Source organism: Enterobacter genomosp. O, assembly GCF_001022965.1.
GTDB lineage: Bacteria > Pseudomonadota > Gammaproteobacteria > Enterobacterales > Enterobacteriaceae > Enterobacter > Enterobacter cloacae_L.
The window spans coordinates 746,880-760,426 of record NZ_LECZ01000025.1 but is presented as its reverse complement, the minus strand read 5'-3'; the positions used below and the strand labels follow the sequence as shown (position 1 = coordinate 760,426).

Here is a 13,547-nt window from a genome sequence, read left to right as displayed (position 1 = left end):
TCAGGAGGGAATGAAATGAAGATTAAACTCTCGATATATAAAGCAAAAAGATTCAATGATGATATTGAAAAAGTTTTGAATTTGGAGAGAGTGAGAAATCCGATTGAGTTCAACATAGATGAGGCAAGGGTGTACTTGTATGCAAAACAATTCTTAGATCCCAAGCCTCCTGAGTGGACAACTTTATTTACAAGCCAAAAGCCAGAATTGGACCATAATTTCTTCGGGAAAAATAGTAGCACTGGTGCAGTCTTAGTTGTTGAAATGAATAACTCAAGATATCTAATTCCTTTCGGGACAGGGCATCACTTAATTAATGATAATAGTATTGTCAAAGGTTTTGGTCTTAAAACTACGCTTAATTGTATTGAACATAACAAAATTCGTAGTTTGGATAAAGGCAGCCATAATGAAACAAATCTATTAACTCGTAGTCAAAGTAGTAAAGAGGTTGATATTTTTAACCTTAAAATTGATTCCGAGATGGATATACTTACCACTCTGACAGGGACTTCCACTGAAGATGTTTTAGGTAATAAAATAACGGGTAAAGATGCATTTGTAATTATGCCTGATACTGACCTGAAATCCATCCCGGAGTTGTTAAATAAAATAGACTCCATTTATTCTCAGCCTCTCCCTGAAGAGTTTGAATGGGTTAATAATATAAAAGAGGCAGATGAAGCAGAAGTTGAGATACTTGATTCAATTCTGGTCGATTTAATAAAAGCAAAAGATTTTAATGACATATGGTTGGGTGAACCTGAAATTGTAGATTGGGAGAATCAGATAGGCTATTGTTTTGAGAAGCGGCAAAGAAGCATGATTTATGAAAGTTTGTCGGTTAGTCATATTTGTGAGTATTTTGAAAGCAAAAAGATTGAAATTACTTTAAATGATCTCAAAGGAAGCAGTTTGCATGTTTTAGATGCAGATTACCAGTCTTTAAAAAAATGGTCTCTTTATAGATGTCTGTATGCTGAGATAAAGGAAGGTGATCAAAACTATATCCTGAGAGATTCAATTTGGTACGTGGCTGATAGAAAATTTGTTTCCACCATTGATAATGAAATTAAACGAATTAAGCTGTATGAGGAAGCCGACAAATTCCCGATTTATTCTTATAAAAGAGAAGAGCAATACAATAAAGAAACTTGTCTTGCTGATCAAAGCTTTACTCATATGGATCAAAAGTTCATATATCATGGTGGTGGGCGAAGTAAAATTGAATTTTGCGATATTATTAGAGGTGCAACTGATTTTATTCATGTGAAATATTATAGCGGTGCGCAAAGCATGAGCCATCTATTTTCACAAGGATTTATAAGCTCTGAACTTTTCATAAGCGATTCTGAATTTCGATGGAAGCTTAATGAAAAATTGCCAGCGCATATAAAATTAGCTGACCATACATTAAGGCCAGAGGCTCAGAAATACAAAATAGTTTTCGCGATTGCCACAAGTAAAAACCTCCCGGATGACTTGCCTTTGTTTTCTAAGATAAATTTGAAGAATTTTAATAAAACTATTTCTAATTTCGGATACGAAGTTAGGATCTGCAAGATAGATGTAGACCCCACAATTTATAAAAAGAAAATTTGTAAACCCCAAAAAAAATAAGATTCAATTTAATTTATCAATGTCAGAGATTTTAGTCAGTTCATTAAGGTATTCATTTTTGTTCCTAAGGAGCCAGTGAAATATTTTAGGGTTCTCAAGAAGTTTTTTAATGTGAGAAATGAGAATTGTCAGTTTCAAGCTATTTGAGCCATAACTCTCTTGTATTGATTGCGTGTCAAAATGAACCTGAGCCATTTCTTTCTCAAGTCGTTCAATAGCTTTTCTATTACCAGTTTTTGTATCTATATTATTTTTAGTTTTGTCAATTAACAACTCAGGGGAGGAACTATGATATAGAGACTCAGCAAAAAGTTTTGAGTAGTTATCAAACCTTATCATTAAATTAGCACATTCTATTTGTCTGAAAGGAACCATTCTTTTTAAAACTCTAAAAGTATTTATGGGAATATCTTTATCATTAAATAAATCAACTACTTGAGGGCATATCCCTTTCAATACGGACATGTTGGTTCTTAGAGAATCTATACTTATATTTAATGATGTACATAACATTTCTTCAGGCACTCCCACTCTTACAGCTTCTTTCAGCATTCTCTGTATTTGTATAATTGTTATACGGTTAACTTTTTTGTTCGGTGTATAAGTATCATATGTAGTTGAAATTAGGCAGTTTGCTTTATCTTCCCCAATATCTTTTAGTGCTTCGACTCTAAGGTGTCCATCGATTATTTTTGCAGTTTTATCACTTTGATCGATGTAAATTAATATCGGTTCAACAAGTCCCAACGCTGATATGGTGCTTTTGATCTGGGAATATTTTTTACTATTTTTGAAGTTAGTAGGCAGCTTTTTAGTATGAACAAGATCAGATAATTTTAAAGTGATTGTTTTTTCACTAAAGCAATATTTAATCATTTTGCACCTCAATTGGTCGTGTTTTTAACTATAATATTTACTACTTCATTTAGGCTTTCTTCATCTAATATCCGTAAAAACTCTTCATCATTGACAAGTTCTTTAAAGATTTGATTTGCTATCAACAAATTCATCTCAACGTATTCTGCTTTGTTTTTAATCTTTCTGTGCTGAGAAATGTTATCTTGATAGATTTTTTTTAATTCATCTGTAGTCATTTTTTTCTTTTTCTTTGTTATCCCAAAGTTATTATTTAGGTATCCTTTCAAGCCTTCATCTCGTGAGTCAAGTATCTCACGTATTTTTCCTACATCTTTGTGTTTTATTAGACCTTTATCAAATGCTTTAATTAACAATTCCTGACCACCTTCAAAATCGACTCTTGCAATCTCAACAGCAAGCGAGATAGGTATGCTGCCTGATTCTACAGCGGATAATAATTTATTTTCACCTTTACTGATAAGCATTGTCAGACTTGTTATCCAGTGTAATGATAATCCAGTCGAGTTAGATATTTCCTTATTGGTTAATCCTTGCTCTGTCATTTCCTTTATACGTTGGAACTGTTCACCAGCACGAGGAACTACTCTTGCCATATTTTCAACCAGACTCATTATGTAGGCTTTGTTTTCATCTATATCAAGTACGATTGCTGGTGTTAATTCTTCTCCTAAAGCTGTCAATGATTCGAGCCTTCCTTGACCACAAATTAAAGCGAATTGATACTTTTTGTCCACGATTCGACGTACGGTTATTGGCTTTCTCAGTCCACTTGTGTCGATACTTTCAGTAATTTCCGAATGTCGAACTTTATTTCGTGAACGTGGGATGACTACTTTTATGTCGGATATCTTAATCATGTGGATTTGATCATCTTTCATTTAGGCTACTTCCTTTTTATTGGTCGAAAGCATTTTAAAAAATTTGTTGATATCGTCGAATCGATACATCTCAAAGAGAAGGCTGTTATTTTCTTTTAGGTTTAATTCATTTTCAAATGAATCAATAGAAGGGAGGATATAGTAATCAAGGGGGACGCTATTAAGGCTATTCATCCTTACAATTATGTTGATGTCAGAATTAATGCTTCTGTCTAATCTCACAATCCATCTGCATTTATCTGTAGAGGTTTTTCTACAGCGTGCAAGTATTATGGTAAAGGTTAAGCTTTTATTGATCGTAATGAGTTTATTTTCAGATATTGTTACTTCACTATTTGTAATTTCCTTGCATATTGTCTTAATAGTGTCGGCATGTCTAACCCTTAAGGCTGAGTTTATTTCTATAAATCGATAATCTCTTTCTGGTGTGTAATTGATGAGTTTATAGGCATTCAAAAGCCCACCAAAACGACTTGCTACGACACTACTCGACGGACCATTATCATCTTCGTCGATAATAAAACCTGAAATTTTACCATGTTTAATGAGAACTTTTTTCAAAAAATTAAGTATTTCTTCATTGGTCATTTTTTTTGAACGATTGTCAATGATTTCTTTAGCTAATCTAAATTTCTCTGGTGAAATTATAGGCTTGAAAAATGAATCATATTCGATCCATTCTTCTTGTGGATTCTGAATTCTTTGAGCGTTCAATTTCTGTGAAGTACGATTATAAGTGTATTTCCCTGTGTAGCGAATATTAATTAGAATTGAATGTATTCTGCTCCTGTTCCATTCTGTTTTATCACTATATGTATACCCCTCTCTGTTTAGTTTTGTTGCGATAAGATATTCATTTAATCCATCAAAAATAAACATATTAAATATCTTTTTTACCAGCTTTATTTCTTTTTTTGTACCAGGGGTAAGAACTACTCGGTCAGTTTGCAAACTCTTTCTTTCACCAGGACAAAGTATCATTTTTGGTCTATTGTTATTATCAATTAACTTTCTTCTTAATCCATATCCTGGTATTCCTCCCTGAAAGTATCCCCTTTTAACAAGGTTTACGTGTCCCGCAAAAACTTTTACTGAAAGATTCCTACTGAAAGCACCAGCAGCATATCTAAGAGCAGGAAGTGTAAGCATTTGGATTTCAGGCGATTCATCTGGTAAGTTCTCAGCACAATAAATAATCCTAACCCCATGATATTTTAGTAGATAACTATAATGCCCTGCCTCATCATTATCTTGCCATCGACCAAACCGACTGACATCATAAACAAGAACAGCTTCTATTTTTACTCTTCCTGTAACGACATCTTCTATTAGTCTGTTGAAGTTTTTTCTACCTGAAGCGGAGACTCCGCTTTTACCTTCATCATCATAAGTTTCTACAATCACCATATTGTGATCTTCTGCATATTTTTTTAGATAAAGAGCCTGATTGTCGATTGAGAATTGTTGATGGTCTGTGGACATCCTCAGATACTGAGCGACTCTAATTTTATGATTTTTCTGACTTTCATCACCCATTACACTTTCTCCGACTAGTCAAAAGCGAACAAACCCCCAACAAAATTGATCATTTTTTAAGCGATTTCAACCTCTTTATCCCTTTCGAAGCTATAAGGTTCTTACCTTCATTAAATCATCAAGGTAATGGCAAAAAGCTTTTGCAGGGGATTTTGAGTGCTCGCTTTTGAGTTGCCAGAAAACTATTGAAGTATCTTGCCTCGGCAATCAGAGGACATACGTACATAGAGTGATATCGCAAGAAGAATCTATAGGACTTGAAGAGCGCTGGCGTATTTCATCTTCTTTGAAGTGTAGAGGTATAGCTATAGCTTGAAGTGCTTCAATTCTAAACGGACCAGATGCTTCTACTAAATGGCATACCATTAGCTACAAGCTCGCCCAAAACCAGATTCGGGATGATAGGGGCATTGGTGCATATGTTATGCGTGTTTTTGAGCTTCGGTGATAGTGGGGGAATTATTGGGGGCATGTGATTATTCGAAATGTGAAATATTCATATTTATCAGTAGCTTGTGAGTTTGGTTCCATTCCTATTATCGGCACCATCACATAGTTTTTTTAAGTCAAGCCAAACCAAAAAACCTTTATAAACATAGAACTTAAGATGGTTTAAGTTGTTTGTGGCTAGTTTCTGTAACTAGAAATCAACATGCAATTGAGGGCACTATCAGGAGAATCTTCTCTTCGCTTAGGAAATGTTCCCCTAGCTATACCCAATGCCCGTAAGATTGAAGTCGCAAAAGGTAAATTCAGCTTTTGCTTCGCTGTACAGCTCCAATTCTGGCACCGCTCTAGCGGTGCCGTTTGTAAAAATTCCAACTGAAGTATTTTTGTGCTCTGATAACTGCAGGCGGACGGAAGTGCGATTTTGGTCGAGAAGAAAAAAATTTGATAAATTGCCAAGAAATAAAAAATCTCGATCACATTTAACCCAACGACCTTATTGCAATAGTATCTGGTTAAATGTCATGATTTTAAGGAAGATACTCATCAACTTAGTCACTGTTGGGGCTTACGGAGAAGACATGGCGAGCAAAGCGATTTTAGTAAATTTGGATGCGATGATTAAGCGTGCAGATTTCGCTGCTGAGACTGATGACGAAACAACTTTTGATACAATAAATAGTATTTCGGTCAGAGATTTGAATGATTTTACTGCTATTTTAAGAAAGCCTGATTTTCAACGTGAGACAAATCACTGGTCACCTAATCAGGTAGTATCTATGCTTGAAAGTTATGTTAATGGTGATTTGATACCAGCAGTAATTCTTTGGAAAAGTTCATATATATTTGTGATTGATGGAGGGCATAGGTTAAGTGTTTTAAAAGCTTGGATTGAAGATGATTATGGTGATGGACCACTGTCAATAAAATATTTTGGTTCTGAAATTTCAAAAGAACAAAGGAGTATTGCAGACAAAACCCGAAAACTTATTAATGAGCGAGTCGGAAGTTGGAGCCATTTTAAACAACGTTTATTAGATGAAGACATATCTGCAACTGAAAGAAATAAAATAACAAATATTCTGACTAGAGGATTAACCATCCAATGGGTTAAAGGAAATGCAGATAAAGCAGAAAGTTCCTTCTTTAATATCAATATGCAGGGTACACCTCTTGATGAGGTGGAAGAATTACTTTTAAAAAACAGGCATAAACCAACTTCTATATCGGCACGCGCAGTAATTCGAGCAGGGAAAGGACATCGTTATTGGTCGGCTTTCAGTCAAGATTATTCAGATAAAATAGAAAGATCTGCTAAAAAACTTCATACTATATTGTTTGATCCTGATTTAAATACTCCTGTTAAAACTCTTGATTTACCACTAGGAGGAGCAAGAGGAGTAAGGGTCGCCATTCAACTACTGATCGATTTCATTCTTATTGCAAATAGGGATCAGCAAGGTAATCCTAAATCTTTAGATAAATAGGATGATGATGAATTAGGGGCTACAACTATTCAATCGCTAACTAATGCAATTAAATTGGCAGAGGTTATTACTGGGAATGGCGATGGTAGCTTAGGATTACATCCAGCAGTGTATTTTTATGGGCCAACAGGTAGACACACCAGTCCTATGTTTTTAGGTACTTCCGCTTTGATAGCTGAAAAATTAAATAATAACGATAAAGGGTTTTTTAAAAGGTTCACATCTGTAAGGTCTAATTTAGAGTCAATTTTAGTAAAAGATAAGGAATTGATTTCTATGATCATCCAGAAGAATAGTCATAGAGCAAGGGATGTTAAATATAAAGAATTTTTGGATGAATTAATAAAAAGATTAGTACTGAGTGATGAGGTTTCTGAAGCAGAATTAATTCAACTCGCTGGCCTTCAAGGGAAAATTGTTGCTGGGGATCTTGCATCAAAATCGAAGAAATTCAGTGATGATCAGAAAAGTAAGATATTTATTAATGCAGCGTTAATTTCTGCGATAAAGTGCCCTATTTGTAAAGGTTACTTGGATACCACAAAATCAGTATCATATGATCATGTCATTAGAGTTAGGGAAGGTGGGGTTGGAAGTAGTGATAATGGACAGTTGACCCATCCGTATTGCAACCAAGCGGTTAAAAATTGATAAGCTTCAAAGGTGAATTTTAGTTGATATTCTTGTCAATAATTTTATTCTGTGATGTTTAAAGATGTCATACAAGAGGATAGTATGACATCTTCCTTTATCAATTATTTCTTAATACGCATAGGAGCACTGACCTACATTGGTAAGTTGCAGTACTCGTTGAAGGAAGCAGATGTAGGAGTATTTTTTTATTAAAACAATTATCATTTAGATCTTGTTATATTTGTAATGCATTTTCCTTATCGCAAAGAAAAAATTTAGCACCTTTCAACGTGATTTCTCGCCCATCAGCCATTACGTTCCCCTGACAGCTCCGGCAAACCATCACACATCTCCTGCAGCTCATTAAACATCCTTGCCACGTGGAAACCATCGCACACGGAGTGATGAACCTGAACCGCGAGCGGCAACAGCACTTTTCCATCCTGTTCGTAGTATTTGCCAAACGTGAACATCGGGGAAAAGAAGTTCTTCATGTGAGCAATATTCATATTAAAGTTCGTAAACGTTACCCAGGGAATAGACGATACGAAAAAGACATTTTCCCGGGACTCTTCCTTAGGCCAGTAAGAAAGGGTATTTCCATAGCGGGCAACGTCTTCTGCATACGTATTCTGGAAGTGATGAATATTGCCATCATAATGGCTCCACAATGACGAAAACGTCTCCGTTTCGGGGTGGAAAATCGTATAGCTGGGATGAATTTCATTCCATACAACAAGCTCATTGTCCTTCATGGTCATACGGAACTCGGAATGCCGGTTCATGATTTTAGAGAGGAGGAAAATAATCGTTGGGTAAAACTTCCAGCCAACCTCTTTGATATGTTTTCGCAGCGCGGTAATGTCAATCAGAACAGTTTGGTTAATGGTACATTCAGCAAATGACTGAAATACCTCAAAATGCTCCTTCCTTGGCCAACGAGATAAGTCAACAGGCGTATATTCTGGGATGGTTTTTTTCATGTTTAACCTTGATTCGCAATCATCTGAAAGGTGTTGGGCCTGAAACAACCGCAAAACCTTTTCAACCGTATCTGATCTTCCTTTCAACCTCAGGCTGCGGTTTTCCGAAAAGGTAACCCTGTACGAGATCGCAGCCAAGCACCTGTAGACGTTCAAGCTGCGCTTCAGTTTCAACGCCTTCTGCAATGACCCTCATATTGAGGCTCTTGGCCATACCGGTAATCAATCTTACGATATTAAGCGCATCATCTTGCGTGGATATCGGGTTCACGAAGGATTTGTCTATCTTAATTTTATCAAAATTAAGCTCGCTCAGTCTTGAGAGCGACGAATATCCGGTACCGAAATCATCGATGGAAATTTTCACACCCAGCGCTCGTAGCTTTTTGAGAATAGTAAGCGGCGTGTTGCTGTCGCTGAAGAGCGAAGACTCTGTCACCTCTAACTCAAGTCGGCTAGCAGGCAACCCTGTCTCTTTCAGGATGGACTGCACCATCGTCGTAAACAATTTATTACCCAACTGAATAGGTGAGACGTTCACAGAGATCCTTGCCGGAACCGCCCAGGAAACCGCTTCCCGGCAGGCAAGCTCAAGCACCGTTTTACCGATCTCATTGATCATCCCTGTTTTTTCAGCAACAGAAATAAAGTAATCCGGCGACAGCATTCCCTTCACCGGGTGCATCCAGCGAATAAGCGCTTCATAGCCGTAAATTTCACTACTGAATGAATCGACAATCGGCTGGTAGTAAACAACGAACTCATGGTTATCCAGCGCCAGTGCCATATCATGTTCAAGGGTTCGGCTTTCCTGCAGCTTTTGCAGCATCCACTGACGGAAGACTTTTATCTGCTGTGAGCCTTCTTTTTTGGCTTCGTAGAGGGCCAGATCGGCAAATTTATAAAGATAATCAGAGCGTCGTTCATTATCAGATAAAACGATACCCACACAGGTGGCAATTTTTATCAGCTGGTTATTAATCGTATAGGGCTGGCTGATTTGATCGCTGATCTCTTTTGCGCGCGTAACTGCTGCGCTTTCGGTCAAGCCGCTGGACAGAAGGGCAAACTCGTCTCCGCCCAAACGGTAAAACGTATCGGAAGCACTGCTCATCGAGGTCAGTCGCCGGGAAACCTGATTCAACAGTAAATCGCCGGCATCATGGCCATAGGTATCGTTGACCTCTTTGAAGCGGTCCAGATCAAATAACATCACCGTGACGGGGATGTGGTTTTTATCGGCCTGAAGATTAATTTTGTTGAGGTCGTCCCAGAAGAAAAGGCGGTTTTTCATGCCGGTGAGGGAATCATGGTAAACATCATATTCCAGCTTCGCATTCTGGATTTGCAGCGTTTCTTTTGATATCTGAAGCTCGTCAGCGAGGCTTTTAACCTGCATGTGCGCTTTGAGAATATTTTTATTCTGGTAGATCATTAAGAAACCAAGGATGAAACTTAGTATTACCAGAAGTAACGAAAGTGCCGAATAAATATAATAAAGAATCTGTATTTTATTATTGGATTCATTAACTGTGTTAATATCTTTTGTTAATGCCGTTGCAGAAAGTTGGCTTAGCGGCGCATCGAGCTCATGCATATTTTTCAGGTATGCTTGTAACTCTGAATGGCTCATTTTTTCAAGATTAGCATCCAGATAGGCCAGTATTTGCTCTAAGCGTGAAGCGAGCGCCTGGTGCAGTTTATCGCTGTCAATATAGCGACCTAAATCTCCCCCTTTCATTAAGTCACTTTGGCTTAACATAATTTCGAGACGCATGCGGACCTGGTCTATCGTAACGTCATCGGTATCGGTTGCGTATAGACCAAGCCATGATTCAAATCGGTAGTACTCTGATACCAGTTGTGCCACGGACCAGGACTCAGTGTATTGAGTCAGTTTTTGCAACTCTTGCTGACGATCGTAAACAAGGTATGCAATATATCCTGTCGTGATAAAAAGAGAAAAAATGATACCAACCAGTATCCTGTTCATTATGTTCTCCTGAACTGCTACTCAATCTTCATTTTGCTAACCTGCCATGCTGATCGCGAGTAATAAATTTGATTATTCAACTCCGGAAGACTGTCATAGGGGTAAACAATGAATGATGGGCCTTTATCGCGGATGCGCATATATTCGCCATTGACCTTTAAAGCGAGAATGGCGTTGTATTTTTTGAAATCGCTGAGAGGGATGATCGTGGAATAATCATTGAGCGCAATAACGTTCACGTTAGAGCCCTTCGCACCCACATAATCCATGAGTTTGCTCATGGGAACACCCTCAAACTTAGTACGTCCATTATACCAGGGGGAGGTCGTCTCGAAACTCACCACACCCAGTTTTTCAAGGCTGGCGAGATCAAACACTGCTTTTCCATTTTCATTGGTATTTTCTATATTACCGTAAATCGTTAAAATGGGTTTACCAACTGGTTTTGGCAGTTCGCCAGCCCAGGTTACACCAGGTACCAGACAGCATAACAGCAGTAGGGTTAATCGCATTTTGGCCTCCACTTTTTAACAGAAGTATAAGAATTATAATTTAGATATCACACTAGTTTATATATTTTGTTGAGGAGTAATGGTTTTTATAGTTTTTGTTGATATAAAGTCAATGAAATCAGTCAGTTAAATGCATAGCGCGGCAGGGCGTTTGACAGTCGAATGACGTTTAACTTTTTGATAAAAGCTAAAGTTGCGTGCATAAACTCTCTTGTGTTTAAAAAATGTTCGTTTTAATTGATTGATATTATTTCGCACCGCAGATTTTACTCGTGACGAAAACGGCGAGCGGGCAATCGCTCAGCACCAGCCCTTCGCGCGCTAACGGAAGTGATGCAGCCGACTCGGACCTTCACAATGCGTTCACTTTAGCGCGAAGACGTAGGGTGTGCTGCGCCTGAAGGAATGGTTATTATCTTGCTGATTTTTCCGGGCAATCAGGCGCGCCAAAAAAATGAACGTATACGAGCTGCGTTTTTCCTGTTGCGATGGCAGAAAATGTAAATAATGAAAAGAATGGTTTATGAGATATTATCCATGAGATCGTCAGTTAACGGTTTCAATCTGTGTCTGAATAATTGCCTGATTTAGGACGCTTCTTCCACTGGGAAGCGTCCACTTTTTTTTCCCTCAAGCTGATACTTTCCGGTATTTCGCTAATTATGCCACTCACCTGGTCTGTTCAGAGCAGGAAACCCATCAACCATGTTCTGTCTGGGTGATTCTCAGGTAATTGCTCAAGAATGTGAATTAATGTATTTTGGTTTTCCTGTCCACTGTTGATAAATCTAAAAAAGTTACTGTCACATTTGCTTTTGTGATAATGTATTTTACAGAATTCTTTTTTTCTGAGAAAAGTACGCTCTAACCAGTTGAACTTTTTTATCTCTCTTTCCAGAAATTTCATTTCGGATATTGAAAGAAATATTTTCTTATACAGAAGGTCCCGATTACCAGTCGTTTGTGATTTATTGAGCATCAAGTTTTCTCTATTTTATGATATTCACATCCTTGTGCTGAATAAATATTAATGTCCTACAGAAGCGGCATCGACAACGCGAGAAGGCTTCGGCGCTAAAGCAATAGCAAATGCAGCGATAAAAAATATGACGCCGATCGACATCATCAGATTATTGGTGGAAAGCATCATGCTTTGGCTGTTAACCATTTTGTCAAAAAGCTCACGAACAAATTGCCCACCTTGCTGAGGGGCGGAACTAATGTAATGTGAAAGATCGCCAGTAGGATCGACAACGGATGCCAGTTTGTCATGCGCGATATAGCGCTGATCTTGCCATGACGTCGTCACGAGGGATGTGGCAAACGCGCCCGATAGCGTTCGCACAAAGTTCATTAACCCCGCCGCTGAAGGCATTTCCGCTTCATCTACAGAGCCCATCGCAAGCCCCGTAATCGGGACGTAGTACAGTGGCATGCCAACCCCCATGAATAACAAGGGGACACAGATGGACCAGTAGTCCATATCGGTCGTCGCATAAGATCGCCAGAAGGTGTCGAGACCTAGCCACGCGCAGCCAAAGAAGATAAGAATGCGCGGATCGATTTTGTTGGAAAGGTTAGCGGCAACAGGAGAAAAGACCACCTGCAGAAGCCCGCCCCAGGCAACCACAATCCCTGCCCACGTTGTCGTATACCCTAAGTTATATTGTAACCACAGCGGCGTAAGTACATTCAGACCAAAAAAACATCCAAACGCGAGCGCGAGGACAAACATACTGGCAGAAAAACCGCGATGGCGAAAAACTCTGATATCGACAATCGGATGTTCAGCCGTAAGTTCCCAGATGCAGAAACTTAAAAAGCCAATACAGGCAACGATCGCCAGAACCCATATTTCTTCTGAGGCAAACCAGTCAAGATCTTTCCCTTCATCCAGCATGATCTGCAATGCACCAACCCAGATAACCAATAAAATAAATCCAACAATATCAATGGAGTTATTAACCAGCGTATCTTCGAAAATTTTCAGCACTGACCACGCGACTAATGCAAAAGCGATGGCCATTGGAACGTTGATAATAAACACCCACGACCAGCTGTAATGATCGCAAATCCATCCTCCCAGAACCGGGCCAATAACGGGTGCCAGCAATGTGGTCATTGCCCATAATCCGGTCGCCTGCATGGATTTTTCTTTCGGGAAAATACGCAGCAGTAACGTTTGTGATAACGCCATCAGAGGGCCTCCCGCCATTCCCTGAAAAACCCGCATCAGCAGCAGCATTCCCAGCGAGGTGGAAAGGCCACAAAGCAACGAGAAAATGCCAAACATGAACACGGAAACGCAGAAAACACGCACCCCGCCGAACCGCGTTGTTAACCATCCTGATAGCGGCACCGTTATAGCTTCAGCAACGGCATAGGCCGTGATGATCCAGGTTCCCTGGCTGGTTCCCGCACCTAAGGCGCCAGCCATGTTGGGTTGAGTCACGTTTGCAATGGTCATGTTGAGCACGGCGAGAAAGTTCGCCATTGCAAGTACCAGAGCACCAATCCATAACATACCGCCTTTCAGCGAAGGCGGCTGGTTGTCGATAACGAATGTAGACATGGCCTGG

The 13,547-nt window shown here is 38.9% G+C and carries 10 protein-coding genes; 3 read left to right on the top strand and 7 right to left on the bottom strand.

Annotated elements, in window-relative coordinates; genetic code table 11:
* Positions 1 to 15 precede the first annotated feature (15 nt).
* The gene (locus ABR39_RS13490) at positions 16 to 1,620 is read left to right on the top strand and encodes a TIGR04141 family sporadically distributed protein (RefSeq protein WP_000694696.1); all 1,605 of its coding nucleotides are present in this window, start codon (positions 16 to 18) and stop codon (positions 1,618 to 1,620) included.
* A gap of 3 nt (positions 1,621 to 1,623) precedes the next feature.
* On the opposite strand, the gene ABR39_RS13485 is transcribed toward ABR39_RS13490, so the two are convergent.
* The 3 genes from ABR39_RS13485 to ABR39_RS13475 are packed head-to-tail and all read right to left on the bottom strand — an operon-like array spanning position 1,624 to position 4,913.
* On the bottom strand, positions 1,624 to 2,496 hold the full coding sequence (locus ABR39_RS13485) for a plasmid partitioning protein RepB C-terminal domain-containing protein (protein WP_000598936.1): 873 nt from the start codon (positions 2,494 to 2,496) through the stop codon (positions 1,624 to 1,626).
* 8 nt (positions 2,497 to 2,504) lie between these two features.
* Entirely contained in the window at positions 2,505 to 3,377 is an 873-nt protein-coding gene (locus ABR39_RS13480; RefSeq protein WP_000650759.1) for a ParB N-terminal domain-containing protein, read from the bottom strand.
* On the bottom strand, positions 3,378 to 4,913 hold the full coding sequence (locus ABR39_RS13475; protein WP_000502165.1) for a recombinase family protein: 1,536 nt from the start codon (positions 4,911 to 4,913) through the stop codon (positions 3,378 to 3,380).
* A 1,028-nt stretch (positions 4,914 to 5,941) separates the two neighbouring features.
* Between ABR39_RS13475 and ABR39_RS26225 the strand changes: the two genes are divergently transcribed.
* Together ABR39_RS26225 and ABR39_RS26220 are read left to right on the top strand one after the other, a co-directional pair.
* A complete protein-coding gene (locus tag ABR39_RS26225) occupies positions 5,942 to 6,847 on the top strand; it encodes a DUF262 domain-containing protein (RefSeq protein WP_240477066.1) in 906 nt (301 codons plus the stop codon).
* 54 nt (positions 6,848 to 6,901) lie between these two features.
* Entirely contained in the window at positions 6,902 to 7,498 is a 597-nt protein-coding gene (locus tag ABR39_RS26220) for an HNH endonuclease signature motif containing protein (RefSeq protein WP_240477065.1), read from the top strand.
* A 287-nt stretch (positions 7,499 to 7,785) separates the two neighbouring features.
* On the opposite strand, the gene catA is transcribed toward ABR39_RS26220, so the two are convergent.
* The 4 genes from catA to ABR39_RS13445 all read right to left on the bottom strand — a co-directional run bounded on the left by catA (position 7,786) and on the right by ABR39_RS13445 (position 13,540).
* Complete coding sequence (gene catA, locus ABR39_RS13465; RefSeq protein WP_047347343.1) at positions 7,786 to 8,463, bottom strand: type A chloramphenicol O-acetyltransferase; 678 nt, start codon at positions 8,461 to 8,463, stop codon at positions 7,786 to 7,788.
* 61 nt (positions 8,464 to 8,524) lie between these two features.
* A complete protein-coding gene (locus tag ABR39_RS13460; protein ID WP_047347342.1) occupies positions 8,525 to 10,456 on the bottom strand; it encodes a putative bifunctional diguanylate cyclase/phosphodiesterase in 1,932 nt (643 codons plus the stop codon).
* 17 nt (positions 10,457 to 10,473) lie between these two features.
* Positions 10,474 to 10,968: a molybdopterin-dependent oxidoreductase gene (locus ABR39_RS13455; protein ID WP_047347341.1), complete on the bottom strand. Its 495-nt coding sequence runs from the start codon at positions 10,966 to 10,968 to the stop codon at positions 10,474 to 10,476.
* A gap of 1,027 nt (positions 10,969 to 11,995) precedes the next feature.
* Positions 11,996 to 13,540: a DHA2 family efflux MFS transporter permease subunit gene (locus ABR39_RS13445; protein WP_047347339.1), complete on the bottom strand. Its 1,545-nt coding sequence runs from the start codon at positions 13,538 to 13,540 to the stop codon at positions 11,996 to 11,998.
* Positions 13,541 to 13,547: the final 7 nt, after the last annotated feature.